This is a genomic window from Kitasatospora sp. NPDC023385 (genome assembly GCF_055664045.1).
Window position 1 is genome coordinate 246,754 of sequence record NZ_JBVOOL010000004.1, and the last position, 25,866, is coordinate 272,619.

Sequence of the window (25,866 nt, forward strand, 5' to 3'; positions counted from 1 at the left end):
ACCCCCCGGCCGCCGAGCTTGACCCCCAAACGTGACGGATCCCCTGCCGTCGCCGGTCAGGCCCGGGGCGGGTCGACCGCGAAGAGCTGGTCCTCCGCGTGGTCCAGGGCCACCCGCAGGGCGCCCATCGCCACCACCTCCGATCCCAGGGCCGCCAGGGCGACCTCGGGGGCGCGCAGGGTGAACTGGGCGAGGCGTTCGCGCAGGGGGCCGAGGACGCCGTCGAGGCCGGCCGCCCAGCCGCCGATGACCACCAGTTGCGGGTCGATGGCCAGGACGAGGGCGGCGACGCCCTGGACGAGGCGGGTGAGGAAGCGGTCCATGGCGACCTTGGCGACCTCGTCGCCCTCCCGGGCCAGGCGCAGGACGCGGGCGACGGCGGCCTCGTCCAGCGGGTTGAGCGGCTTGCCGGTGGTGGACAGCAGGCGCTCGGGGGTGACCTCCTGGCCGAGCAGGTGCAGTGCGCCGATCTCGCCGGCCGCGCCGCCGTAGCCGCGGTGCAGTTTGCCGTTGATGAGGGATCCGGCGCCGGGGCTGAGGCCGGCCATCACGAAGACGACGTCGTCGGCGCCGACCGCCGAGCCCTGCCAGTGCTCGGCGATGGCGGCGAGGTTGGCGTCGTTCTCGATGAGGACCGGGCAGCGGAACGAGCGCCGGAGCCGGGCGCCGAGGTCGAGGCCGGTCCAGCCGGGCATCGCGGTGCCGAGTTGCACGGTGCCCTCGCGGTCCACGATGCCGGGGGTGCCGATGCCGACGGACCACAGGTTGTCGCGGGAGATGCCGGCCTTGCGCAGCACCTCGGCGACGGCGGTACGGACGGCGGTGAGCCGGTCCTCGGCCTCCAGGGTCTCGTCGACCGGCTTGAAGTGACTGCCCACCACCTCGCCGGTGAGGTCGGCCAGGATGACCCGGATGTCGTGCACGCCGATCTCGATGCCGAGGATGTGCCCGGCCTCGGCGCGGAAGCGGAACCAGCGGGCCGGGCGGCCGCGGCGGCCGGGCCCGGGCTGACCGTCCTCCTTGGGCTGCTCGACCTCGGCCACCAGCCCGGTCTCGACCAGGCCCTCGATCACGCCCTCGACGGTCGGGCGGGAGAGCCCGGTCTCGCCGACGAGCTGAGTGAGGGTCACGGAGTGGCCGTTGCGCAGCGCCCGGAGCGTGACCGCCGCGTTGATCCGCCGCAGCAGCGAGGAGTCTCCTCCGGTGAGCCGATCCGCCAATGCGATGCCCTTCGCCGTTCGCGCGACTGCCCTGGCGCGCGGTGTCGAGTGCGCGGTGCCCACCGAATGGCCCGCGGGGGTGCGCCCCCGGTACGCGTCACGGCGGCGGGGGGCCACCTGCGCGAGGGCCGGAGGACATGCGGAGCCTACCCGGGGACGGGCCCGGGCGGCGAGGATCCTTGCAGCTCATCCAGGCTTCGGTATCGAAATGGTACGGATCGGGTGGCGGTGCGTGATTCGGGCTTCACGGCGCGGTCACGGACGGTCCGTCCTGGGGCTGCCAGGGCCTGTGGGGCGTCCGAGGCCTCAGTCCACCCGGGCCGCGAACAGCCGCTGCCCCAGCAGCCCCATCGGGTGCCCGTCCTCCGGCAGCGTCAGGACGGTCGGGCAGCCCGCCGCGGTGAGGGCGTCCCGCCAGTGCTCCGGTGGCCGGGCGGTGAGGCCGCGGGCGTCGCCGGTGATGAGCAGGTCGAGCTGTTCGGCGGTGGGGGCGAGCAGGAGCAGTCGGCCGCCGGGGGCGAGCAGCCGGACCAGCGGCGGGACTTCCCCGTCGGGGCGTGCGGTCACGGTGGCGACGATCAGGTCGTAGCGGCCGCCGTCGGGGGTGACGTGGTGTTCGGCGTTCTGTCGGGGCCGGGCGGCGAGGGCGCGGGCGGCGACGGTCTCGGTGCCGTCGGGGTCGGGTTCGAGGACGCGCAGCGGGGCGGGTCCGTCGTGCGCTTCGGCGGTCCTGCGGACCAGCGTGCCGAGGGCGGCGCCGAGGTAGCTGCGGGCGGCGGCCCAGCGGACCGGGGCGGCGGCCGGTCGGGGGGCCTCCTCGCCGGTGATGAGCCGGGGCAGCCGCAGTGCGCCGCGCCGGACCCGGTCGAGGGCGGCGGCGGGGCCGAGTCCGTCGGCCCAGGTGTCGACGGCGGGGCGCCAGGCCTCCCGGGCTTCGGCGGGGGTGAGTGCGGGGCCGCCGTGGAAGACCGCGCCCTGGGCGCCGCCGTCGTGACGGGTGATCATGCCGTGCCGGGCGAGGGCGTCCAGCCAGCGGGCGACGCGGGGGCGCTGGGCGGGGGTGACCATGGCGGTGGCCATGATCTCGGCCTCGGGGTGCCCGCGGTGGGGGTCGGTGAGGGCGCCACTCTGCTGGAGGGTGAGGAGCAGGGCGCGGAGTACGGCCCGGTCGAGGTGGGTGCCGAACTCGTCTAGGTGTTCGGCGGTGACGCCGATGCTGTGCTTCCAGGCGGCGGCCGTGGCGTCGGCGGCGTCGGCGCGCAGTCGGCGGTCGGCGGCCTCGGCGTTGCTGTCGGGGGCGCGGACGTGGGCGAGGACGGCGCCGAGTGCGTCGACGGCGGCGTACACGTCGTCCTGGCGGGGTTCGGGGCCGACGTGCAGGACGAGGCGGAGCGCGCTCAGGTCGTGGGCGGTGTGGCCGGGCAGCCGGCTGAGGCGCCAGAGCAGGGCGGAGGGCAGGCTGAGGTGGGTGGTGCCGTTGGCGGCGATGGCGGCGAGCTGCCGGTCGGGTTGCTGTTCGGGGTCGCCGCAGTGGACGGTGCCGCCGGCGAGCAGGGTGGCGAGGGCGAGTTCGACGGCGAGGTCGGTGACGGGGTGCAGCACGGTGTGCCGGATCGGGGGCGGGCCGAGGATGCCGGCCCAGTAGCGCAGTCGCTGTTCGGCGGCGCGGGCGGCGGTGGGGGCCAGCGCGGCGTGCTGGGCGACGCGTTCGGCGAGGGCTCGTGGCAGGCCGCCCGGCGGGGAGGCGCCGAGCAGCAGGCCGGTGCCGCTGATCGCGCGCCCGTCGGTGACGACGGCGGGTCGGTCGCCGCGTTCGCGCAGCGCGCTGACCAGGGCGGGAGTCGTGGGCACGGTGATCACTTCCGGGGTGCGGGGGAGAAACCGCACTACTGAACCATGTGGTCGGGCAGGGGGAGCCCGTCGATGGGTCAAAATTCTGTAATGATTTTCATGTCGGGCAGCCAAGCGGCCCGGGCGAAGTCGCTACGAAGTGGACGGAACTTCGCATTCCGGAACTGCCGTGCGATCCCTTGACAGTCGTTGCGGGTACTGGATTACTGGGCCGGGGCGTTCCTGACCGAACGATCGGTAGGTTTCTCCCCGATCGGCCGACCAGTGAAGGAGCGACGATGACCGGCACCGCACCCGTCCCGCGCCGACGCCTCGGGGAGCCGATCCCGCCCGCGCTCCTGGACGCCGGCGAGCGCCTGGGCCCGGACGAGTTGCGCGCCCACCAGCTCACCCGCCTTCGGGCCACCCTGCGGCACGCCTACGACAACGTCGAGCTCTACCGCCGCAAGTTCGACGCGGCCGGCGTCCGCCCCGAGGACTGCCGCAGCCTGGCGGACCTCGCCCATTTCCCCTTCACCACCAAGGCCGACCTGCGCGAGGGCTACCCCTTCGGCATGTTCGCCGTCCCGATGGAGCGGGTCCGCCGGATCCACGCCTCCAGCGGCACCACCGGCCTGCCGACCGTGGTCGGCTACACCGACCACGACCTCTCCATGTGGGCCGACGTCGTCGCCCGCTCGATCCGCGCGGCCGGCGGCAGGCCGGGCCACAAGGTGCACATCGCCTACGGCTACGGGCTGTTCACCGGCGGCCTCGGCGCGCACTACGGCGCCGAGCGGGCCGGCTGCACCGTCATCCCCGTCTCCGGCGGCATGACCGCCCGGCAGGTGCGGCTGATCCTGGACTTCGAGCCCGAGATCATCATGGTCACGCCGTCCTACCTGCTCACCATCCTGGACGAGTTCGAGAAGCAGGGCGTCGACCCGCGCAGCACCTCGCTCAAGGTGGGCATCTTCGGGGCCGAGCCCTGGACGGAGGAGATGCGGCGCGAGATCGAGGAACGGCTCGACCTGCACGCCGTCGACATCTACGGCCTCTCCGAGGTGGTCGGCCCGGGCATCGCGCAGGAGTGCGTGGAGAGCAAGGACGGGCTGCACATCTGGGAGGACCACTTCTATCCGGAGGTCGTCGACCCGTTCACCGACAAGGTGCTGCCCGAGGGCGAGGGCGGCGAACTGGTGTTCACCTCGCTCACCAAGGAAGCGCTGCCGATCATCCGCTACCGCACCCGCGACCTCAGCCGCCTGCTGCCCGGCACGGCGCGGCCGGCGTTCCGGCGGATGGAGAAGGTCGCCGGGCGCAGCGACGACATGATCATCCTGCGCGGGGTGAACCTGTTCCCGACCCAGGTCGAGGAGATCCTGCTGCGCACCCCGGGCGTCGCGCCGCACTTCCAGCTGCGGCTCACCCGCGAGGGGCGGCTGGACCGGATGACCGTCCGGGTCGAGGCCCGGCCGGAGGCGTCCGCGGGGCAGCGGGAGGCAGCGCGGGAGGCGATCGTCCGCGCGGTGAAGGACGGGATCGGGGTGACGGTCGCGGCGGAGGTGGTCGAGCCGTACACCCTGGAGCGCTCGGTCGGGAAGATCAGGCGGGTGGTGGACGAGCGGGGCTGAGGCACGGGAGCGTCGGAGGCGGACGGCCGTCCGGGGGTGTCCTGCCGTACGCCTCCGACGTCTACAGAAATGTAGACGGTCGATCGGCGGTCAGTCCAGCGGGCTCTCCGGCTACCCGTTCGGCTCACCGGGATCGTGGGCGCGCCCGATGCTTCCCAGACTCGGAGGGCAAGGGGGTGGACTCAACCGGAGAGGCATCCTCATGAGCATCGGGCTTCGCCGCGTCCTCGCGGTCACCGCTGTGGTTTCCCTCGGTCTGGGCGCCGCCGCCTGCGGCAGCGCCAAGCAGTCGTCCGGAGGGGGTTCCTCGGGCGGCGCGAGTGCGAGCGGCAGCGTCTCCGTCGGGGCCGTCCGGATCGGCCTGCTGCTGCCGGAGAGCAAGACCACCCGCTACGAGCAGTTCGACCGCCCGCTGATCGAGCAGCGGATCAAGGAGCTGGCTCCGCAGGCGCAGATCGACTACTACAACGCCAACCAGGACGCGACCCTCCAGCAGACCCAGGTGGACACCGCCCTCACCAAGGGCGACAAGGTGCTGATCCTGGACGCGGTGGACGCCAAGTCGATCCAGTCCTCGGTCCAGAAGGCCCACGACGCGGGCGTCAAGGTGCTCGCCTACGACCGCCTCGCCCAGGGCCCGGCCGACGCGTACGTGTCCTTCGACAACCACAAGGTCGGCGAGCTGCAGGGCAAGGCCCTGGTGACGGCGGTGGGCGGCAAGGCGAACTCCGGCTCGATCATCATGATCAACGGCTCGCCCACCGACCCCAACGCGGCCGACTTCAAGGCCGGCGCGCACAGCGCGATCGACGGCAAGCTGAAGATCGGCAAGGAGTACGACACCCCGAACTGGGATCCGAACAACGCCAACCAGGAGGCTTCGGCGGCCATCACCGCCCTCGGGGCGAGCAGTGTGGTCGGCGTCTACTCCGCCAACGACGGCATGGCCGCCGGCATCGCCACCGCGCTGAAGGCCGCCGGCCTGAGCGTCCCGCTCACCGGCCAGGACGCCCAACTCGACGCCATCCAGCGGATCCTGGCCGGCACCCAGACCATGACGATCTACAAGCCGTTCAAGCCGGAGACCGACATCGCGGCCCGGATGGCCGTCGCACTGGCCGCCGGCCAGAACCCCGACTCCACCCTCGCACCGACGACGGTGACCAACGGCAGCGGCAACAAGGTGGCGGCCAACCTGATCACCCCGATCGTCGTCGACAAGAACAACGTCAAGGACACGGTGGTCAAGGACGGTCTCTACACCGTCGCCCAGATCTGCACGCCGGACTACGCCGACGCGTGCAAGGCCGCCGGCCTCGCATAGCCGGCGTCCTCCGCCCACCCGATCGAACCCGGATCGGCCCGAATCGAACCCGAACAGGCCCCGCCTCCACGACGAAGGCGGGGCAAGGGAGTTGGTCACTGTGGCAGGTGAGACCGTACTCGCTCTGCGCGGGGTCTCGAAACGGTTCGGCGCCGTCCAGGCGCTCACCGACATCGAACTGGAAGTGCGCGCCGGCGAGGTGGTGGCCCTGGTCGGCGACAACGGCGCCGGCAAGTCCACCCTGGTCAAGGCGATCGCCGGGGTGCACCAGCCCGACGAGGGCGCCATCGAGTGGCAGGGCAGGCCGGTGACCATCCACCGGCCGCAGGACGCCCAGCAGTTGGGCATCGCCACCGTCTACCAGGACCTCGCGCTCTGCGACAACCTCGACGTGGTCGGGAACCTCTTCCTCGGCCGCGAGATCCGGCGTTTCACCATCCTCGACGAGGTCGCGATGGAGAAGCGCTCCCGGGAACTGCTGGACACCCTCTCCATCCGCATCCCCAGCGTGCGGATCCCCGTCGCCTCGCTGTCCGGCGGCCAGCGCCAGGTCGTCGCGATCGCCCGCGCGCTGATCGGCTCGCCCAAGGTCGTGATGCTGGACGAACCGACCGCCGCCCTCGGCGTCGAACAGACCGCCCAGGTGCTCGACCTGGTCGAGCGGCTGCGGGAGCAGAACCACGGCGTGCTCCTCATCAGCCACAACATGGCGGACGTGATGGCCGTCGCGGACACCGTCGCGGTGCTGCGCCTCGGCCGCAACAACGGCGTCTTCGACAAGCGCTACACCAACCAGGAAGAGATCATCTCGGCCATCACCGGCGCCACGGACAACGCCGTGACCCGTCGGAGGGCCCGCGGCCAGGAGGGTTCCGAGTGAGCGACAACATCCCCGGGAGCCCCCCGGGCGGCGAGCCCGAACGCCACCGCGCCCGGCTGCCCGAGGACGGCATGTCCACGGGCGGCGTCAACGCCCCCGTCCCGGTGGCCCCGGAGGCCACCCCCGCGGTCGACCCCCGGCTGATCGTCCGCCAGGAGGGCATCAAGGGCTACCTCGCGGAGTTCCGCCGCCGGATGAGCAGCGGCGAACTGGGCTCGCTGCCCGTCGTACTGGCCCTGATCGTGATCTGGGTGGTCTTCGGGAGCCTCAACAGCAGCTTCCTGTCCGCCCAGAACCTCTCCAACCTGTCCCAGCAGATCGTCGGCACCGGCATGATCGCGATCGGCGTGGTCTTCGTGCTGCTGCTCGGCGAGATCGACCTCTCGGTCGGCTCGGTCAGCGGCCTGTGCGCGGCCATCTTCGCCGTCCTGAACGTGACCAACGGCGTCAACCAGTGGGTCGCCCTGATCACCGCGATCGCCGGCGGTGCGATCGTCGGCGCGATCCACGGCATCTTCTTCGCCAAGGTCGGCGTCCCGGCCTTCGTGGTCACCCTCGCGGGCAACCTCGGCTGGAACGGCCTGATGCTGCAGATCCTCGGCGCCAGCGGCACCGTGAACCTGTCCGGCAAGGACATCGTGTCCAGGCTCTACAGCACGATCTACGGCCAGCAGATCGCCGCCTACGGCGCGGCGGCGGTCGGCGTCCTGCTGTTCCTGTTCGCCTCACTGGTCGACGCCCGCCGCCGCCAGGCCGCGGGCGTGCCGTCCCGGCCGGTGGCCGACATCGTGCTGCGGACCGTCCTGCTGGCCGTCATCGCCTTCCTCGCCGCCTACACGCTCAACCAGTACAAGGGGCTGCCGCTCGCGCTGCTGATCTTCCTGATCTTCATCGTGGTGCTGGACTTCGTGCTGCGCCGCACCGCCTACGGCCGGCAGGTGTTCGCGCTCGGCGGCAACATCGAGGGTGCCCGGCGCGCCGGCATCAACGTCTCCTGGATCCGGATCAGCGTCTTCAGCATCTGCTCCACCATGGCGGCGGTCGGCGGTCTGTTCCTGGCCGCGCAGATCCAGTCCGCCAGCCAGACCTCCGGTGGCGGCAACCTGCTGATGAACGCCATCGCGGCCGCCGTCATCGGCGGCACCAGCCTGTTCGGAGGCCGCGGCAAGACCTGGTCCGCGCTGCTCGGCGCGCTGGTGATCGGCTCGATCCAGTCCGGGATGAACATCGAGGGCCTGAGCAACGCCATCCAGTTCATGATCACCGGCGCGGTCCTGCTGGCCGCCGTCGTGGTCGACTCGCTGGCCCGGCGCACCCAGAAGGCCGCCGGACGGGCGTGAGCGTCCCCCGGCTGGCCCTATGCTGCGGGACATGCCGAGTGAACTGCGTACTCTCCAGCCGGCCGAGGACCTCGCCTTCATCCGGCGCGAGACCGAGCTGAAACCCGTCCCCTTCGTACCCGAGATCAGCCTGCACATGGCCGAGGACGCCATCGCCCTGTGGGAGACCACCGAGCGGGCTCGCGGCCGGGACGGCCTGCCGCCGCCGTTCTGGGCCTTCGCCTGGGCGGGCGGGGTGGCCGTCGCCCGCTACGTGCTGGACCACCCCGAACTGGTCGCGGACCGCGCGGTGTTGGACGTCGCCGCCGGATCCGGGCTGGTCGGGGTCGCCGCCGCGCTGCGCGGCGCGACCACGGTGCGCGCGGCCGAGATCGACGCCTTCGCGGTCGCCGCGATCGGCCTCAACGCCGAGGACAACGGCGTACGGGTGGAGGGCGCCCTGGTGGACCTGGTGGACGGCGACGGCGCCCCCGCCGAGGTCGTCCTCGCCGGGGACGTCTTCTACGAGCGGGCCATGGCCGCCCGCTTCCTGCCCTTCCTGGAACGGGCCGCCGCGCGCGGCGCCACCGTCATCGTCGGCGACCCGGGCCGCGCCTACCTGCCCCGGGACCGGTTCACGGCGGTGGCGGCGTACCAGGTGCCGGTGGTCGCGGACCTGGAGGACACCGCCGTCAAGACCACCACGGTGTGGCGCCTCGGCTGAGGGCGCCCGCTCGCGGGCCGGAATTCCCGGCGGCCGGCCCGGGGCGACTGCTGGACAGGCCCGCATGACCGACCAGACCGCCGTGATCGAGAAGCCGGTGCTGCGCGCCGCCACCCCCGACGACATCCCCGCCGTGGGGTCAAGCCACTGGAGAGCTGAACCCGCCCGCTCCCGTTCCAGTCCCCGTCCGGACGGCCGCCGAGCGCTGGCGGCCGGTACCGGGGCGTGGTCCGCTGGGGCCGATGCGCATGCGAACGACTTCGTCGCGCCACGTGTCGAACCCGCCGGTGCGCGGCACCCCGGGGCCGGTTCCCGGGGTGCCGCGCACCGGTGTTGCCTAGCCGCGCAGGCGGGCCAGCCAGGCCTCGACCTCGTCGGAGCGGCGGGGGAGGTCGGCGGAGAGGTTCTCGTTGCCGTCGGCGGTGACCAGGATGTCGTCCTCGATGCGCACGCCGATGCCGCGGTACTCCTCCGGCACCGTCAGGTCGTTCTGCTGGAAGTAGAGGCCCGGCTCGACGGTGAGCACCATGCCGGGCTTCAGCGGGCCGTCCACGTGGATCTCGGTGAGGGAGTGGGCGCAGTCGTGGACGTCGATGCCCAGCATGTGGCCGGTGCCGGCGAGCGTGAAGCGGCGGTGCAGGCCCAGCTCGTACACCTTGTCGGCAGTCAGGTCGCCGAACAGGCCCCAGGCGGTGAGGTGTTCGGCGAGCTCGCGCTGGGCGGCGCGGTGGAAGTCGCGGAAGTCGGCGCCCGGCTTCACCGCGGCGATGCCGGCCTCCTGGGCGGCGAACACGGCGTCATAGACCTTGCGCTGCAGTTCGGTGAAGCGGCCGCTGACCGGCAGGGTGCGGGTGACGTCGGCGGTGTAGAGCTCGTTGGTCTCCACACCCGCGTCGAGCAGCAGCAGGTCGCCGGGCTCGGCGTGGCCGTCGTTGCGCACCCAGTGCAGGGTGGTGGCGTGCGGGCCGGCGGCGGCGATGGTGCCGTAGCCGACGTCGTTGCCCTCGATCCGCGCCCGGACGAAGAAGGTGCCCTCGATCAGCCGCTCCGGCGTCCGGGCGTCGGTGCCGAGGACGCGCACCACGTCCTCGAAGCCGCGGGCGGTGGCCTCACAGGCGAAGCGCAGCTCGGCGATCTCGAACTCGTCCTTGACCAGGCGCAGTCCGGACAGGAAGGCCTCGAACTCGGCGTCCCGCTCGGCGACGGCCCGGCCCTGGAGGGCCTGCTCGACGCCCGCGTCGTGGCGGCGCAGCACGCGGACCGGGCCGGTGGCGGCGGCCAGGTCGGCGTGGACGGTGTGCACGTCCCGGCAGGGCAGGCCGAGCAGCCGCTCGCTCTCGGTCAGGCTGTTGCGCCGGCCGTCCCACAGTTCGCCGTGGTTGTCCAGCCAGAACTCGCCGTTGTCGGTCCGGGAGCGGTCGCGCAGGTACAGCACGGCGGTGTGGCCGCTGTCGCCGGTGGGCTCCAGGACCAGCACGGCGTCCTGGGACTGATCGCCGGTCAGGTACACGTAGTCGGAGGACGGCCGGAACGGGTAGTCGGTGTCGTTGGCCCGCACCTTGGGGTTGCCGGACGGGACCACCAGCAGCTCGCCGGGGTAGGCGGCGGACAGTTCGGCGCGGCGCCGGGCGGTGTGCGCGGCCTGCGGGATCGGTGCCAGGGCGGTGCGTTCGGTGTCGGCCCAGCCCTGCTTCATGTTCTCGGCGAGTTCGTCCGTCACGCCGCGGGTGAGGCCGTTCTTCCGGTACTTGATGGTCTCGGCGGGCTCGGTCACTACGGTCTCCTGGTGAGGGTGGTGGATGCGAGGTGCTTCGCTACGCTGCCCCGTCCGACGGCATGCGTCCCGTACGGTATATCGAACGGGTGTCGGGAGAGAAGAGGTCGAGCGTGAACGACGCCGAGGAGTCCGTTCGGGGTGAGCAGTCTTTTCAGGTTGAGCGGTCCGATCAGGGTGAGGAGTCCGTTCGGGGTGTCCTCGCCGCCAACCTGAAGCGGGTCCGGGCCGCGCACGGGCTGACGCTGTCCGAGCTGTCCCGGCGGGCCGGGATCGGCAAGGCGACGCTCTCCCAGCTGGAGTCCGGCGCCGGCAACCCGACCCTGGAGACCGTGCTCGGGCTCTCCCGGGTGCTCGGCGTGCCGATCTCCGACCTGGTGGAGGGGCGGCCCGCCGACGAGGTGACGGTGGTCCGGGCGGCCGAGGCCGAGGTGTTGAGCGGCCGGGGCGTCGACCTGCGCCCACTGCGCCGGATCGAGTCCGGGGACGTGGTGTTCGAGGTCTACGACCAGCAGGTGCGCACCGACGGCACGCAGATCTCCGGCGGCCACATCGGCACCGAGCACACCATCGTCCAGGCCGGCCGGCTGCGCGTCCGGGCGGGCCGCCGCGAGGTCGAACTCGGCCCTGGCGACTACGTCGGCTTCGATGCCGCGCTGCCGCACTCGTACACCGCCCTGGGCGGCGAGGCGGTGCGCTCCGTGCTCCTGCTCCAGTACCGCGCCGAACAGCGCCTCCACCTCGACGAACCGGCGGGGCCGGCCACGGGGCAGCTCGCGCTGCGGCACGATCACTGACGGACGGCGTTCGGAGGTCGTTTGGACGGCGTTCGGAGGTCGTTCGGTTTACCGAATGCGCGGTGCGGCCCGTCGAGCCGTGGCGAGGCGGAGGCGGTGGGCCCCGGCCCCCACTCCCCTCGTGGTGGGGGCCGGAGCGGGTCTCCGCGGTGCCGACCAGGGAGAGCATGCCAAGCGCGGCGGCCGGACGGCCATGCATTAGCCTCGGGGCCTAATAGTCAACAACGCGCCAGGTCAAGGCGGCTGCGGGGAGCCGGGGGTAGGTTCGTGATCGCACTGAAGTTCGGGGTCGCGGACCTCGCGAAGACCCGGTTCGTCATATCGCCGTTCGACCACCTGATGGCCGCCTCGGCCCGGCGGGGCGTGCACCAGAGCGTCGGGTCGCGCAGCGAGCGCTGGTGGCGGGAGATCCGCCGCCACGTGCCCGACCGGGCCGGGCGCTTCCTCGACGTGGTCAACGCGAGCCCGATCGGCGTCCCCGACTTCATGGTGGCCGACCTCGACGCCGTCCGCCGGCAGCTGACCGACGAACTCGACGCGCTCCTCGCCGTCCCGCAGCGGGCGGTCGAGGAGGACGTCGCGATGTTCGGCAGCGGGCCCGAACTCCCGGCCGCCCTCGCCCGGTTGCGCGACGACGGCCCCCGGGGCCTGCGCGAGGTCAGCGACGGTGCCTGGGCACTGTTCCGGTCCTGCCTCGCCCCGGACTGGCCCGAGATCCGCCGGGCCCTGGAGGCCGACATCGCCGTCCGGGCCCGCACCACCGCCCGCTCCGGGATAGGCGCGATGCTCGACTCGCTCCACCCGAAGGCGGTCTGGCGGGACGAGGGCGTGCTGGAGTGCACCCTCGGCGAGCTGGAGGGCTCCTTCGAACTGGGCGGCCGGGGCCTGGAGCTGCGGCCCAACTACTTCGTCCAGCAGGGCATCAGCCTGCTGGCGGGACCGGACCGCCAGAGCCTGCTGCTGCACCCGATCGCCGCCCCGACCGCCGAGCCCGCGACCCGGACACCGGCCGCCGACGGCCTCGCCGCCGTCCTCGGCCCCGCCAGGGCCCGGGTCCTGCGCGCCATCGCCGGCAGCGCCTGCTCCACCACCGAACTCGCCCAGCGCCTCGGCGTCACGCCGCCCTCCGCCTCCGCCCACGCCGCCGCCCTCCGCGCGGCCGGCCTGATCGGCACCCGGCGCGAGGGCAAGCAGGTCCGCCACTCCCTCACCGACGTCGGCCACGACCTCCTGCTCGACAACCCGGAGCCGTCACTGCCGGCCTCGTAGCGGACGCCGTGCGGCCGTAGGGGGAGGCGCCAGAGGTGCCAAGCGGGCGGAGGCTGATGAGTCAGGACTACGAGCCGGTCGGCAGGCCGTCAACCGGGCTGTTCCAGGCCCCCACCCCGTGCACGAACGGTACGGAAACGGGCCGTGAATTGTTCCACCGCCCGGTCGCGTTCTGCCGGGCGCGTCGACCGTGGCGTCCATGGCGGCCGGGGCGCGGGTGATGTCGGGCACGGCGACGCCGACGCCTCGCCCGGTGATGGGTTCCACCTGCGTACGGGCCCGGGCGACTGCTTGCCGCGGGGGCGCGGTCGGCCGACGGCGGCGGTCCGATCGGCGGGTCGGCCGCTCCTCGGCGGACCGTGACCGGCCCGACGGGCGATCGGCGTACCGGTGCCGTCCGGCGCCGGGCCGGGCATCATGGGCCGCGACGGGACGTCGCGGAACGGGCGGAACAGGGAGTCGACCGATGAGAAGGCCGATGATGGAGTTCGGCTGCGCGAAGTGCTACGGCGAGGACGCGCAGGCGGTGTGGCGGAGGCAGCAGAAGGGGTTCGAGCACGAGGCCGAGGTGGTCGACGGGTCGCACTTCTCCGTCGCCGTCCGGCGCTGCCGGGACTGCTCACAGCGGTTCGCGTGGATCTTCACCGAGTTCGTCGACTGGATGGGCGGCGACGACGCCCAGTACGTCACGGTCCTGCCGCTCACCGCCGCCGAGGCCGGTGGGCTCGTCGCCGGCACCCTGCGGCCCCACGACCTCGGCGCGCTCGGCCGCGACCGCCGCCGCCTGGACCACGACTGGCCCACCGGAGGACCGGCCGGCCTCCGCTGGAACTCCGGCCCGTTCCTGGTCCGGGAAGGCCGCTGAACGCTCAGGCGTGGCACGTGGCCGGGGCGGCCGACCGGCGGGATAAGGCCTTTCCGTCCGGGCGAATGATGACCGGCGGACGCTACCGCGCCGTCGACCGCGGGAACCGGACGACGCCGTAGACGAGCATCGCGACCCCGAGGCCGTAGGCGTACGCGCCGGAGGCGAGGAGATCGAGGTACCCCCGAGTCGACTGGACGTACAGGTAGAAGAGGAACAGCCCGCTGTTGAGGGCAGCGGAGAGACCGTGCAGGTACCGGGGCCAGCGCGGGACGGGGAGCGTGCGGGCGCTTCGCGCGAGGAACAGCGCTGCCGTGCAGGTGGCGGCGCCGAGTGCGGAGGCCACGACGACCGGCCAGGAGCCGTCGGACAGGCTGGTGATGGCGACCGTCGACCCCTCGACGGGCGGAAGGACCATGGCGAGCGCCAGGGCGGCGATGGCCAGCCAGAAGGGGAGCACCGCGCGTTGCCGGGCCGCCGCGGGAAGTACGGCCGGGGTCGGCTCGGCGGGTGCGACCGGCCGGGCGATCGCCGTGCCGGGCAGCGCGTGCGCGACGGGCGGCGGTAGCCAGGCGGTCACCGGCGGCGCGGCTTCGGTGGTCGGCGGCCGGGTGTCGACCGGCAGCAGGGCGAGTTCCTCGATGAGCGCGGTCACCGAGGGGCGCCGGGCGGGGTCCTTGGCGAGGCAGCGGGCGATGACCTCCAGGCCCGTCGGCAGCCGGGAGAGGTCGGGTTCCTCGTACGCGATGCGGAAGTTGAGCGCCTGCGCCGAGCCGGTGCCGAAGGGGCCGGTGCCGGTGGCCGCGTAGGCGAGGACCGCGCCGAGGGCGAACACGTCGGTGGCCGGGGTGACGGGCGCGCCGGTGAGCTGCTCGGGGGCCATGAAGCCGGGGGTGCCGACGATCATCCCGGTGCGGGTGAGCGCGGTGGCCTCGGCGGCCACCGAGATGCCGAAGTCGACGACCCGGGGGCCGTCCGGGGCGAGCAGGACGTTCGAGGGCTTGAGGTCCCGGTGGACCAGGTCGGCCGCGTGGATGGCCTCCAGCGCCTCGGCGAGGCCCGCGCCCAGGGCCCGTACGCTCTCCGCCGGCCACGGGCCGTGCGTCGCGATCGCCCGGTCCAGGGGCAGGCCGGGGACGTAGGCGGTGGCGAGCCACGGGGCCGCGTTCTCGGGGTCGGCGTCGACCACGGCGGCCGTGAAGAAGCCGTTGACCCTGCGGGCGGCGGCCACCTCACGGCCGAACCGGCGCCGGAACTCGGGATCCTGGGCGAGTTCCGGCCGCACCACCTTCACCGCGACCAGCCGCCCGCTGGGCGACTGCCCGAGGTAGACCCGGCCCATCCCGCCGGCGCCCAGCAGCCCGGTGATCCGGTACCGCCCCACCTGCCGCGGATCGGTCGGCTGCAGCTCGTCCACCAGGCCCCCTCGCTTCACCGCCAGTGCTGTCCGGACGACGGTACCGCGTTGAACTGATCCAAGGTCAGGAGGATTTGTGCGAGCAGAGGTTCGCGGGTGGTGGTCCGGCTACCGCGCCCGGCTACCGCGCCCGGCTACCGGTTCGTCCGGAGGCCGTTGCGGTAGCGGCCCGGGGTCGTTCCGATGATGTCGGTGAACGCGGCGATGAAGCTGCTGGGGTTGGCCCAACCGCAGGCGTAGGCGGTGCGGGTGGTGTCGTGGCCGTCGGCGAGGAGCACGAGCGCGTGGTGGATGCGCAGTTGCGTCCGCCACTCGTAGAAGGTCATGCCGAGTTCGTCGCGGAACAGCCGGCTGAGGGTGCGGGTGCCGGCTCCGACCGCCTTCCCGAGTTCGGCCAGCGTGGCGTTGTCGGCCGGTGTCCCGTGCAGGATCCGGGCGATGGCCTGCAGCCGGTCGTCCCGTGGCTCCGGCAGGTGCAGTGGCTGTTCGGGTGCTTCGCGGAGTTCGTCGACGAGGACGCGGAGGAGACGGGAGCGCGCGGAGCGGCTGCGGTCGGGTGCGGCGTCGTCGTGGTCGCGGGGGACGGTCAGGGCGAGCAGGACCTCGCGGGCGAGGCCGGTGGCCAGGAACACGGCGGGATGGTCCGGTATCAGCCGGGCGAGGGACGGCGTGAGGAAGACGATCCGCATGTCGGTGTCGCCGTGGGCGCGGTGGTGGTGCGGGAATCCGGCGGGGGTCCAGGCGACCCGGTTGGCGGGGACGATCGACGTGCCGCGCTCGGTGTGGACCGCCAGGACGCCGCCGGCCGCGTACACCAGGTGTCCCCGGGCGTGCGACTGCACTGTGCTCGTGCCTCCGGACGGCCAGAGGTGGCGCCCGCCGGACGGCCACACCTGGGACGTCACACCGGCGGTCCGGCGAGGTTGGCCGTGAACGGGCATCAGTCGGCGTCCTGTCGGTAACGAGCCACAGCTTGATCCGGTGAGACTACCTACAGGCCCGCTGGCTTCCGGTCGTGCAGAGCGCCCGACCGCACCACAGGTCATCGAGGCGGCGTGCCCCGATGCCGCGGCTAGAGACAGAACTTGAGACAGAAGGAGACAACGCATGGCTACGTTCGTCCTGGTGCCCGGCGCCTGGAAGGGCTCCTGGTCGTTCGAGGCGGTGGTTCCGCTGCTGGAGCGTGCCGGTCACACCGTTCACGCCCTGACCCTGACCGGTCTGCGGCCGGACGACGACGATGCGACGGTGGCGGCCGCCAACCTCGACACGCACGCCGACGACGTTCTACGGCACCTCGACCGCCACCGCATCACCGACGCGACGCTGGTCGGCCACAGCTACGCCGGGATGGTGATCGCCGCCGCGGCCGACCGCGCCGGCGGCCGGATCTCACGGCTGGTGCATCTCGACGCGTACGTGCCGCGCGACGGAAAGTCGTGCTGGTCGTCGACGAACGAGCACTTCCGGGGAGTGTTCGCCGCCGGCGCCGCGGCCACCGGCTACGCCGTCCGACCGCCGGGCGCCGGCGATCCCCGCCGCCGCCCCCATCCGCTCGCCTCGTTCCTGCAGACGATCCGGCTCACGGGCGCCGTCGACCGCGTCCCCCGACGGGAGTTCGTCTACTGCTCGGGGTGGGAGGACCGGACGCCGTTCGCCGAACTCCGCACCCGGCTCCGGGCCGATCCCGAGTGGCAGGTCCACGACCTCCCGACCGGCCACGACGCCCTGCACGAGGCGCCGGAGGCGGTCGCCGCGCTGCTGCTCGGCTGAGGGCGCGCCGAAGCGTGCAGCCCTCGGACGCCGGCGTTCTCACACGCCGTTGAGGGCATAGGTGCGGAAGGTCGCGATCAGCGGCAGCACTTCGGTCTTGCTCGGGTCCTCCGTGACCGCGCGCATCGCGTCGATCACCGTGTGGGCGATGATCCTGGTGACGGCGAGGTCGTCCGGCGCGGCGACGGCGCCCCAGGCCCTGAGGGTCTGGGTGAGCAGGGCGCTCATCCTCGCCCCGATGTTGGAGCTGACCGCGTCGGAGATCTCGGCGATCTCCTCGTCGCTCATGGTGGAGCGCAGGCCGAAGGCCAGCGCCAGCAGCGTGTCCATCGCGTGTTCGCCGTACGCGGCGACCAGCGCCGGCAACGGCTGCTCGTCGGCGCTGCCCGCCGCAAGGGCGGACAGTGCCTCGGCGTCGTCGTTCCATGCCGCCTCCAGGGCGGCCAAGGCCCGCAGGGCCTCGTCTACGGTCAGCCCGTCTGTCATGGGAGGAACGGTAGGGAGCCGGTAGCGCTCGTGCCCGTGGTTCGGGGGCAGGGATCACACCTTCGAGCGAAGCCGGGCCGGTTCGGGCCTATTCGGGCCGATGGACGTGCGCGAAGTGCGCCGCGTCCCAGCTGCCGCCCAGCTCGGGGGCCAGCGAGGCGGTCGCGAGGGCGGCGAAGTCCTCGGCCGTGCCCGCCCGTTCGGGCAGGGCGCCGAGCAGGGGGGCGCCGGCGGAGCGCGGGAGGTCGGCGAGGTTGCAGCGTTCGGCGAGGCCGGGGGAGGCGGGCCAGGAGCCGACGACGACGCCGGTGAGCGGCAGGTCGCGCGCGGCGAGGGCCTCCGCGGTGAGGGAGACGATGTTGAGCGTGCCGAGGCCGGCCGAGGCGATGAGGAGCACCTCGGCGTCGAGCCCGGTGGCGCGGACGGCCCGGGCCTGGTCGGCGAGGGTGCGGCCCTCGTCGTCGTAGCGGACCAGCAGGCCGCCCGCGCCCTCGACCAGGACGAGGTCGTGGCTGTCGGCGAGTTCGGCGACCTCGGACACCACGTCGGCGGGGGAGAGGTACGGCAGCCCGGACCGCCGGGCGGCGGTGTCGGGGGCCAACGGCTCGGGGTAGCGAGCCAGTTCACGGTACGTCAGGTCACCGGCGAGGCGCCGGACCTCGGACGCGTCCCCGGGCTCGCCGGGGGCGACGCCGGTCTGGCCCGGCTTGAGCACGGCGACCTTGCGCCCCGCCCGCAGCGCCGCCGAGGCGAGGGCCGCCGTGGCGACCGTCTTGCCGACGTCCGTGTTGGTCCCGGTCACGAACAGGATGCGCGCGCTCATCCCGCCACCGCCGCGGCGGTCACGGCGGCAGCGATCCGTGCCACGTCCTCGTCCTCCGTCACATAGGGGGGCATGGTGTACACGAGGTCCCGGAAGGGGCGCAGCCAGACGCCCTCGCGGGCAGCCGCCTCGGTGGCCGCCGGGACGTCCACGGGATGGTCCAACTGCACGACGCCGATGGCGCCTTGGACGCGTACGTCCCGTACGCCCGGCAGTGCGGCCGCCGCCGCGAGGCCGTCGGCGAGGCCGGTCTCGATGCGTTTGACCTGCACCGCCCAGTCCTGTCCGAGCAGCACGTCCAGCGAAGCGCTCGCGACGGCGCACGCCAGCGGGTTGCCCATGAACGTCGGCCCGTGGGCGAGCACCGGCATCTCGCCGCGGCTGATGCCGTCCGCGACCTCGCTCGTGCACAGCGCGGCGGCCAGGGTGAGGTAGCCGCCGGTCAGCGCCTTGCCGAGGCACATCACGTCCGGTGAGACGCCCGCGTGGTCGGCGGCGAACAGCGCGCCGCTGCGCCCGAATCCGGTGGCGATCTCGTCGAAGACCAGCAACACCCCGTACCGGTCGCAGAGTTCGCGCAGCATCCGCAGGTAGGCGGGGGAGTGGAACTGCATGCCGCCCGCGCCCTGGACCACGGGCTCGACGATGACGGCGGCCAGCTCGTCCGCGTGACGTGCCATCAGTTCCTCGAACTCGCTGGCGTATTCGGGATCGAGCGGGGCGTCGAACCCGGCCGGCGGCTGCGGCGCGAAGAGCTGCCCGGGCAGCACCCCGGCCCACAGGTGGTGCATCCCGCCGTCCGGATCGCAGACGGACATCGGGTGGAAGGTGTCACCGTGGTAGCCGCCGCGCCAGGTCAGCAGCCGGCGCTTCTGCGGCCGCCCGGTCGACTGCCAGTACTGCAGGCACATCTTCATCGCGACCTCGACGGCGACCGAGCCCGAGTCGGCGAGGAAGACGTGCTGCAGCGGCTCCGGGGTGATCTCCACCAGCTTCGCCGCCAGCCGGACGGCGGGCTCGTGGGTGAGCCCGCCGAACATCACGTGGCTCATCCGCCCCAACTGCTCGCGCACGGCCTCGTCCAGCACCGGGTGCCGGTAACCGTGGATCGCCGCCCACCAGGACGACATCCCGTCGACCAGCTCGCGCTGCCCGCCGGCGACGGGCTCGGTCAGGCGCAGCCGCACCCCCGAGGCGGATTCGACCACGTAGGGCGTGACGGTGCCGGGCATCGGCCCGTACGGGTGCCACACGTGGGCGCGGTCGAGGGCGAGCAGGGTGTCCGCGGGCAGCGGGGGCATGGTGAGGTCTCTCCGAGGTGGGCCGAGGCGGCCGAGGTGTCAGGCGTTGGGCGCGAGTTCGGTGCCGGCGCCGCGGCGGCGGACCTTGACGAGGTCGCTGCGCAGCTCGTCCTCCGCCGGCTCCTCCGCCGGCTCCTTCGCGGGCTCCTCGGCCGGCGTGTCCTGCGGGTGCTCGTGCCCGCCGCAAGGGCCGCAGCCGCAGCCGCCGCCGCTGCCGCAGGCGGAGGTCGCGGTGCCGCAGCCACCGGTGGCTGCGGCGGCCTCGGCGACGTCCGCGCGGTGACGCGGCAGGGTGGCCTCGCCGGCGCCCTCGACCTCGAAGCCGGCGTCCTTGATCATGTCGAGGTCGGTCTGCCCGGCCTGGCCCTCGCTGGTCAGGTAGTCGCCGAGGAAGATCGAGTTGGCGATGTGCAGGCCGAGCGGCTGCATCGAGCGCAGGTGCACCTCACGCCCGCCGGCGATCCGCACCTCGGTGTCCGGGTTGACGAAGCGGACCATCGCCAGGATGCGCAGGCAGCGCTGCGGGGTGAGGTTCCACTCCTTGGCGAGCGGGGTGCCCTCGAAGGGGATCAGGAAGTTGACCGGGACGGAGTCCGAGCCGAGCTCGCGCAGCGCGAACACCACGTCGACCAGGTCCTCGTCGCTCTCGCCCATGCCCGCGATCAGGCCGGAGCAGGCGGACAGGCCCGCGCCGTGCGCCTTCTGCACGGTGTCCACCCGGTCCGCATAGGTGTGGGTGCTGGTGATGGCCCCGTAGGTGCCCTCGGAGGTGTTGAGGTTGTGGTTGTACGCGTCGGCACCGGCCGCCTTGAGGCGCTCCGCCTGGTTGTCGGAGAGCAGGCCGAGGCAGACGCAGATCTCGACCGCGGGGTCGGCGTCCTTGATGGCGGCCATGGTGTCGGTGACCCGGTCGATGTCGCGGTCCGTCGGGCCGCGGCCGCTGGCCACCAGACAGACCCGCTTGGCGCCGCCGGCCACGCCGGCGCGGGCGGCGTCGGCGGCCTGGTCCGGCTTGAGCCAGGTGTACTTGAGGATCTCGGCCTTGGACCCGAGCCGCTGCGAGCAGTACGAGCAGTCCTCCGGGCAGAGCCCGCTCTTCAGGTTCACCAGGTAGTTGAGCTTGACCCGGCGGCCGAACCAGCGGCGGCGCACCTTGCCGGCCGCGGCGACCACGTCGAGCAGCTCGTCGTCGGTGGTGGCGAGGACGGCCAGGGCCTCCTCGCGGGTCGGGACTTCGCCGCGCAGGCCCTTGGCCGTGAGGGTATCGAGCAGATCCATGGGGCGATCCTGCCTGCTGGTGCTCGAACGGCGCCAGAGCAAACCCGCCAGAAGATCCGGGTGAGGATGTGCCGATTGCCACAGTGTCGAAGGTCACGGCTCCGTCGCTGGTCACGCGCTTGACGGCGAACCCGGACGCCGGTTACCGACAGGTAGTCGGCGGTTCGCCGCGGCCGCGCCGGACGCCCCGCCGTGACGCGCCGCCAGGCCCCGCGCGGACGATGATCCACAACCCCCGACCCCGTGATCCAGGCCACCCCCGGGGTGCTTAGAATCTGCGCCATGACCACGCAGGGGGAGCGCACCCCGACTCCGGGAGAAGGCCAGGAAGACCAGGCAGGGCAGCGGACCGGAGGGGGCGCCGACGTCGTTGCGGCGGGCACCGGCCGCAGACGGGGCGGACGACTGACGGCCCGCCGCGTGGCCGGATGGCTCGTCATAGCCGGCGTGGTCGCGGGCGGCGGATGGGTCATCACCCGCCCGACGCCCGGCGACTACATACCCGGGCTCGGCCCGTCCCGCAACGACGCCGCCAAGACGCCGCCGGTCGTGGGCGCCCCGCCGCCGCGCACCGACCCCGAAGGCCTCAACGTCGACAACCTCTTCCCCGCCCAGCGGCCGGTCGAGGCCGCCGGGTACAAGGCGCGGCGCAACGGCGTCCGGCAGGGCGACAACTGCGCCGAGGTACTGCAGGACCGCGCACAGGAACTACTGAAGGACACCGGCTGCCAGGCCTACCTGACCGTCAGCTTCACCGGTGTCGACCGCCCGGTCCTCTCCAGCGTCACCCTGCTGCGCTTCCCCGACCAGGCCTCCGCCACCAGGGCCGCCGACGCCCTGCGGGCCAAGCCCGGCGCGGTGGCTTTCATCCTCGCCGACACCACCATCGCGCCCGCGCAGTCCGGCGGCGGCAAGCCGGGCGGCGACCCGCGGGTCGAAGCGGTCGGACACTACGTGACGGTCACCGGCTCCCGGACGGGCGACGGCCGCCCGGCGGGCGCCACCACGAGCGCCCCCGGCGCACCGGCCGCCCAGAACCCGCCGCCCACCGGCGCGGCGCCCAGCACCGAGCAGATGCTGGACGAGGCCACCCGCGCGCTCTCCTACGCGGCGGGACTGCCGTTCGTGTGGATGTGACCGACGCCGGGTGGACGTGACCGACGCCGAAGGGGCCCGGAAACCCCGGGCCCCGGCCGCCTCCCGCGGTCGACGGTCGGTCAGCCGCCGAGCCGGTCCACCGCGGTCACCCGCAGCACTGCCCGGCCCTCCTCGTCCGAGCCGTACAGGTCCACCTCGGCGCTGATGCCCCAGTCGTGGTCGCCCGCCGGGTCGTCGAAGATCTGCCGGACCCGCCAGGAGGAGTCCTCCTCCTCGATGATGAGCATCTTCGGGCCGCGCGCGTTCGGGCCGGTGCCGAGGTCGTCGTACTCCTCCCAGTACCCGTCCATGGCGTCCGCCCAGCGGTCCGCGTCCCAGCCGTACTCGCCGTCCAGCTCGCCGAGCTCGTCGTAGTGCTCCAGCGCGCACAGTTCGAGCCGGCGGAACAGCTCGTTGCGCACCAGCACCCGGAACGCGCGCGCGTTCGCGGTGACCGGCGCCGGCCGGTCGTCCAGCGTGACCTCCTGGGTGGCGGGCCCGGTCGGGTTGGCCAGTTGCTCCCACTCGTCCAGGAGGCTGGAGTCGACCTGGCGGACCAATTCGCCGAGCCAGGCGATGACGTCCTTCAGTTCGTCGGTCTTGACGTCCTCGGGGACGGTCTGCTCCAGCGCCTTGAAGGCGCCCGCCAGGTAGCGCAGCACGATGCCCTCGGTGCGCGCCAGCTCGTAGTGGCCGACGTAGTCCGAGAAGGTCATCGCCCGCTCGTACAGGTCGCGGACCACCGACTTCGGCTGCAGCCGGTGGTCGCCGATCCACGGGTGGGCCCGCTGGTACACCTCGTAGGCGTGGGTGAGCAGTTCCTCCAGCGGCTTCGGGTAGGTGATCTCCTGGAGCCGCTCCATCCGCTCCTCGTACTCGATGCCGTCCCGCTTCATCTCGCCGATGGCCTCGCCGCGCGCCTTGTTCTGCTGCGCGGCGAGGATCTGGCGCGGGTCGTCGAGCGTCGCCTCGACGATGGAGATCACGTCCAGCGCGTAGGAGGGCGAGGTCGGGTCGAGGAGTTCGAAGGAGGCCAGTGCGAAGGTGGACAGCGGCTGGTTGAGCGCGAAGTTCTCCTGCAGGTCCAGCGTCAGCCGGACGATCCGGCCCTCGCTGTCGGGCTCCGGCAGCCGCTCCACCACGCCGCCCTCCAGCAGCGAACGGTAGATGGCGATCGCGGTGCGGATGTGCCGGCGCTGCGCGGCCTTGTCCTCGTGGTTGTCGGTCAGCAGCTTGCGCATCGCCTCGAAGGCGTTGCCCGGGCGGCTGATCACCGACAGCAGCATCGCGTGGCTCACCTTGAACCGGGAGACCAGCGGCTCCGGGTCGGCGGCGATCAGCTTCTCGAAGGTCTCCTCGGTCCAGCCGACGAAGCCCTCGGGCGCCTTCTTGCGGACCACCTTGCGCTTCTTCTTCGGGTCGTCGCCGGCCTTCGCGACCGCCTTGTCGTTCTCGATCACGTGCTCCGGCGCCTGGGCCACCACCTGGCCCACGGTGTCGAAACCGGCCCGCCCGGCCCGGCCGGCGATCTGGTGGAACTCCCGGGCGCGCAGGATCCGCACCCGGTTGCCGTCGTACTTGGACAGCGCCGTGAACAGCACCGTGCGGATCGGCACATTGACACCGACGCCGAGCGTGTCCGTCCCGCAGATCACCTTCAACAGGCCCGCCTGCGCGAGGCGTTCGACCAGCCGGCGGTACTTCGGCAGCATGCCCGCGTGGTGCACGCCGATGCCGTGGCGCACGTAACGGGACAGGTTGCGGCCGAACTTGGTGGTGAAGCGGAAGTTGCCGATCAGGTCGGCGATGGCCTCCTTCTCCGCCTTCGAGCACATGTTGATGCTCATCAGCGACTGCGCCCGCTCCACCGCCTCCTTCTGGGTGAAGTGCACGACGTAGACCGGTGCCTGACCGGTCTGCAGCAGCTCCTCCAGGGTGTCGTGCATCGTGGTGCGGCGGTACTCGTAGAAGAGCGGCACCGGGCGGGTCGCGTTGCGGACCACCGTGGTCGGACGGCCCGTCCGGCGGGTCAGGTCCTCCTCGAAGCGGCGCATGTCGCCGAGCGTCGCGGACATCAGCAGGAACTGCACCTGCGGCAGCTCCAGCAGCGGGATCTGCCAGGCCCAGCCGCGGTCCGGCTCCGCGTAGAAGTGGAACTCGTCCATCACCACCTGGCCGATGTCCGCCCGCGTGCCGTCCCGCAGCGCGATCTGGGCCAGCACCTCCGCGGTGCAGCAGATGATCGGCGCCGTCGGGTTCACGCTCGCGTCGCCGGTCATCATGCCGACCTGCTCGGTGCCGAACATCTTCACCAGGTCGAAGAACTTCTCCGACACCAGCGCCTTGATCGGGGCGGTGTAGAACGTCCGCTGCCCGGCCGCCAGCGCCGCGAAGTGCGCCCCCGCCGCCACCAGGCTCTTCCCCGAGCCGGTCGGCGTCGCCAGGATCACGTTGTTCCCCGACACCAGCTCGATCAGCGCCTCCTCCTGCGCCGGGTACAGCGTGATCCCCCGCTCCTCCGACCAGGCTGCGAACGTCTCGTACAGCGCATCGGGGGTGGCGGGCTTCGGCATCAGCTCAAGGAGGGTCACCCGGCTATCTTGCCTGCTCGCCGCCACCCCGGGCAAAGCCCGCGGCCGACCGGACAAGGCGGCCGCCCTGCGGTGACCGGCCCGCCGGCTGCGCAGATCATGTGCCGAGCGGCACATTGATCCCGCTTCGGGCGGCATGCCAGAGTGCCGGGCATGAGCCAGCCCCTCGCCTCCGAACCGCACACCGCCGAACACGCACCGGCGCACGTCTTCGACTGGCTCGACGAGGCCGCCGCACTGCGCGCCGAGGCCGGGCTCACGCGCACGCTCCGCAGCCGGACGGCCGCGGACCCGGTGCTGGACCTCGCCGGGAACGACTACCTGGGGCTGACCAGGCATCCCGTCGTGACACAGGCGGCCGCGGCCGCCGCACTGCGCTGGGGCGGCGGATCGACGGGTTCGCGGCTGGTGACCGGGACGACCGCACTGCACACCGAGCTCGAACAGGAACTCGCCGAGTTCTGCGGCGTCGAGGCGGCGCTGGTGTTCTCCTCCGGATACACGGCCAACCTCGCCGCACTCACCGCACTCACCGACCCGGACACCCTGATCGTGTCCGACGCCTACAACCACGCCTCACTGATCGACGGCTGCCGGCTCTCCCGCTCCGACGTCCACCGCACCCCCCACAGCGACCCGGCGGCGGTCGCCGAAGTACTCGCCGGGCGGGCCCAGCGGCGGGCGCTCGTGGTCACCGACTCGGTGTTCTCGGTCGACGGCGACGCCGCCCCGCTGCCCGCCCTGTCCCGGGCCGCCCGCGCCCACGGCGCCGCCCTGCTGGTCGACGACGCGCACGGGCTGGGCGTCCTCGGCCCCGGCGGCACCGGCGCCCTCGCGGCAGCCGGACTCGCCGGGCAGCCCGACACCGTCGCCACCGCCACCCTCTCCAAGTCGCTCGGCTCCCAGGGCGGCGCCGTCCTCGGCCCGCGCCGGGTGATCCGCCACCTCACCGAGACCGCCCGCACCTTCATCTTCGACACCGGCCTCGCCCCGGCCGCCGCCGGCGCCGCCCTCGCCGCCCTGCGCCTCCTCCGCGCCGAACCCGCCCGCGCCGACCGCGCCCGCGAGGTCGCCCGCACCCTCGCCCGCCGGCTCACCGCGGCCGGTCTCCACGCCTGCGAACCGGAAGCCGCGGTGGTCTCCGTCCGCGCCCCCGGCCCGGAGGCGGCCGTCGCCTGGGCCGCCGCCTGCCGCCGCGCAGGCCTCGCCGTCGGCTGCTTCCGCCCGCCCTCCGTCCCGGACGGCATCTCCCGCCTGCGACTGACGGCCCGGGCCGACCTGACGGACAGTCAGATCGCCGACGCCGTCCGCCTCATCGCGGAGCTGGCCCCGGCCGGGTTTATTCCGGTGGATCGTACGGCTACCGGACGCTAGGGTGCGTGATCGTTCGGGGGGAGACCGAAGGCCGTTGGCGCGCCGATGAC

The 25,866-nt window shown here is 73.0% G+C and carries 21 protein-coding genes; 11 read left to right on the forward strand and 10 right to left on the reverse strand.

Features of this window, described 5'->3' with window-relative positions; translation table 11 throughout:
* Nucleotides 1-56: 56 nt before the first annotated feature.
* The gene (locus tag AC0B61_RS09010) at nucleotides 57-1,220 is read right to left on the reverse strand and encodes an ROK family protein (RefSeq protein WP_471739946.1); all 1,164 of its coding nucleotides are present in this window, start codon (nucleotides 1,218-1,220) and stop codon (nucleotides 57-59) included.
* Between the two features lie 306 nt (nucleotides 1,221-1,526).
* Nucleotides 1,527-3,071 (reverse strand): hypothetical protein, encoded by a 1,545-nt coding sequence (locus AC0B61_RS09015; RefSeq protein WP_471739947.1) that lies wholly within the window; start codon nucleotides 3,069-3,071, stop codon nucleotides 1,527-1,529.
* 278 nt (nucleotides 3,072-3,349) lie between these two features.
* On the opposite strand from AC0B61_RS09015, the gene paaK reads away from it, so the two are divergent.
* The 5 genes from paaK (at nucleotide 3,350) to AC0B61_RS09040 (ending at nucleotide 8,931) form a co-directional block, all read left to right on the forward strand.
* Nucleotides 3,350-4,684: a phenylacetate--CoA ligase PaaK gene (paaK, locus tag AC0B61_RS09020; RefSeq protein WP_471739948.1), complete on the forward strand. Its 1,335-nt coding sequence runs from the start codon at nucleotides 3,350-3,352 to the stop codon at nucleotides 4,682-4,684.
* A gap of 202 nt (nucleotides 4,685-4,886) precedes the next feature.
* The gene (locus AC0B61_RS09025) at nucleotides 4,887-6,008 is read left to right on the forward strand and encodes a sugar ABC transporter substrate-binding protein (protein ID WP_471739949.1); all 1,122 of its coding nucleotides are present in this window, start codon (nucleotides 4,887-4,889) and stop codon (nucleotides 6,006-6,008) included.
* A gap of 100 nt (nucleotides 6,009-6,108) precedes the next feature.
* Nucleotides 6,109-6,888, forward strand: coding sequence for an ATP-binding cassette domain-containing protein (locus AC0B61_RS09030; protein WP_471739950.1), 780 nt, complete (start codon nucleotides 6,109-6,111; stop codon nucleotides 6,886-6,888).
* A gap of 71 nt (nucleotides 6,889-6,959) precedes the next feature.
* Nucleotides 6,960-8,228, forward strand: a complete 1,269-nt coding sequence (locus AC0B61_RS09035; protein WP_471740107.1) for a sugar ABC transporter permease — start codon at nucleotides 6,960-6,962, stop codon at nucleotides 8,226-8,228.
* Nucleotides 8,229-8,259: 31 nt separating this feature from the next.
* Nucleotides 8,260-8,931 (forward strand): class I SAM-dependent methyltransferase, encoded by a 672-nt coding sequence (locus AC0B61_RS09040; RefSeq protein ID WP_471739951.1) that lies wholly within the window; start codon nucleotides 8,260-8,262, stop codon nucleotides 8,929-8,931.
* Between the two features lie 337 nt (nucleotides 8,932-9,268).
* Here the strand turns inward: AC0B61_RS09040 and AC0B61_RS09045 are convergent, their stop codons facing one another.
* Complete coding sequence (locus AC0B61_RS09045) at nucleotides 9,269-10,705, reverse strand: aminopeptidase P family protein (protein WP_471739952.1); 1,437 nt, start codon at nucleotides 10,703-10,705, stop codon at nucleotides 9,269-9,271.
* A 113-nt stretch (nucleotides 10,706-10,818) separates the two neighbouring features.
* Here AC0B61_RS09045 and AC0B61_RS09050 point away from each other — a divergent pair, with 113 nt between their 5' ends.
* From AC0B61_RS09050 to AC0B61_RS09060, 3 genes are all read left to right on the forward strand, one after another.
* The gene (locus tag AC0B61_RS09050; protein ID WP_471739953.1) at nucleotides 10,819-11,502 is read left to right on the forward strand and encodes a helix-turn-helix domain-containing protein; all 684 of its coding nucleotides are present in this window, start codon (nucleotides 10,819-10,821) and stop codon (nucleotides 11,500-11,502) included.
* Nucleotides 11,503-11,769: 267 nt separating this feature from the next.
* On the forward strand, nucleotides 11,770-12,771 hold the full coding sequence (locus AC0B61_RS09055) for an ArsR/SmtB family transcription factor (RefSeq protein ID WP_471739954.1): 1,002 nt from the start codon (nucleotides 11,770-11,772) through the stop codon (nucleotides 12,769-12,771).
* A 466-nt stretch (nucleotides 12,772-13,237) separates the two neighbouring features.
* The gene (locus AC0B61_RS09060) at nucleotides 13,238-13,636 is read left to right on the forward strand and encodes a hypothetical protein (protein WP_471739955.1); all 399 of its coding nucleotides are present in this window, start codon (nucleotides 13,238-13,240) and stop codon (nucleotides 13,634-13,636) included.
* Between the two features lie 82 nt (nucleotides 13,637-13,718).
* Here the strand turns inward: AC0B61_RS09060 and AC0B61_RS09065 are convergent, their stop codons facing one another.
* Both AC0B61_RS09065 and AC0B61_RS09070 read right to left on the reverse strand, forming a co-directional pair.
* Nucleotides 13,719-15,053: a serine/threonine-protein kinase gene (locus tag AC0B61_RS09065; RefSeq protein ID WP_471739956.1), complete on the reverse strand. Its 1,335-nt coding sequence runs from the start codon at nucleotides 15,051-15,053 to the stop codon at nucleotides 13,719-13,721.
* Between the two features lie 134 nt (nucleotides 15,054-15,187).
* Complete coding sequence (locus tag AC0B61_RS09070) at nucleotides 15,188-15,895, reverse strand: AraC family transcriptional regulator (protein WP_471739957.1); 708 nt, start codon at nucleotides 15,893-15,895, stop codon at nucleotides 15,188-15,190.
* 265 nt (nucleotides 15,896-16,160) lie between these two features.
* Between AC0B61_RS09070 and AC0B61_RS09075 the strand changes: the two genes are divergently transcribed.
* Complete coding sequence (locus AC0B61_RS09075; RefSeq protein ID WP_471739958.1) at nucleotides 16,161-16,826, forward strand: alpha/beta fold hydrolase; 666 nt, start codon at nucleotides 16,161-16,163, stop codon at nucleotides 16,824-16,826.
* Between the two features lie 39 nt (nucleotides 16,827-16,865).
* On the opposite strand, the gene AC0B61_RS09080 is transcribed toward AC0B61_RS09075, so the two are convergent.
* The 4 genes from AC0B61_RS09080 to bioB all read right to left on the reverse strand — a co-directional run bounded on the left by AC0B61_RS09080 (nucleotide 16,866) and on the right by bioB (nucleotide 20,714).
* Nucleotides 16,866-17,312, reverse strand: a complete 447-nt coding sequence (locus tag AC0B61_RS09080; protein WP_471739959.1) for a hypothetical protein — start codon at nucleotides 17,310-17,312, stop codon at nucleotides 16,866-16,868.
* A gap of 88 nt (nucleotides 17,313-17,400) precedes the next feature.
* Entirely contained in the window at nucleotides 17,401-18,135 is a 735-nt protein-coding gene (gene bioD / locus AC0B61_RS09085; protein WP_471739960.1) for a dethiobiotin synthase, read from the reverse strand.
* The gene (locus tag AC0B61_RS09090) at nucleotides 18,132-19,436 is read right to left on the reverse strand and encodes an adenosylmethionine--8-amino-7-oxononanoate transaminase (protein ID WP_471739961.1); all 1,305 of its coding nucleotides are present in this window, start codon (nucleotides 19,434-19,436) and stop codon (nucleotides 18,132-18,134) included. The genes bioD and AC0B61_RS09090 overlap by 4 nt, the downstream gene beginning before the upstream one ends.
* Before the next feature lie 39 nt (nucleotides 19,437-19,475).
* Nucleotides 19,476-20,714, reverse strand: a complete 1,239-nt coding sequence (gene bioB, locus AC0B61_RS09095) for a biotin synthase BioB (protein WP_471739962.1) — start codon at nucleotides 20,712-20,714, stop codon at nucleotides 19,476-19,478.
* A 282-nt stretch (nucleotides 20,715-20,996) separates the two neighbouring features.
* Between bioB and AC0B61_RS09100 the strand changes: the two genes are divergently transcribed.
* Nucleotides 20,997-21,851, forward strand: a complete 855-nt coding sequence (locus tag AC0B61_RS09100) for a hypothetical protein (RefSeq protein WP_471739963.1) — start codon at nucleotides 20,997-20,999, stop codon at nucleotides 21,849-21,851.
* A gap of 80 nt (nucleotides 21,852-21,931) precedes the next feature.
* On the opposite strand, the gene AC0B61_RS09105 is transcribed toward AC0B61_RS09100, so the two are convergent.
* Nucleotides 21,932-24,424 carry a DEAD/DEAH box helicase gene (locus tag AC0B61_RS09105; RefSeq protein WP_471740108.1) on the reverse strand — a complete coding sequence of 831 codons (2,493 nt, stop codon included), beginning with the start codon at nucleotides 24,422-24,424 and terminating at the stop codon, nucleotides 21,932-21,934.
* Between the two features lie 171 nt (nucleotides 24,425-24,595).
* On the opposite strand from AC0B61_RS09105, the gene AC0B61_RS09110 reads away from it, so the two are divergent.
* Nucleotides 24,596-25,816 carry an 8-amino-7-oxononanoate synthase gene (locus AC0B61_RS09110; RefSeq protein ID WP_471739964.1) on the forward strand — a complete coding sequence of 407 codons (1,221 nt, stop codon included), beginning with the start codon at nucleotides 24,596-24,598 and terminating at the stop codon, nucleotides 25,814-25,816.
* Nucleotides 25,817-25,866 lie beyond the last annotated feature (50 nt).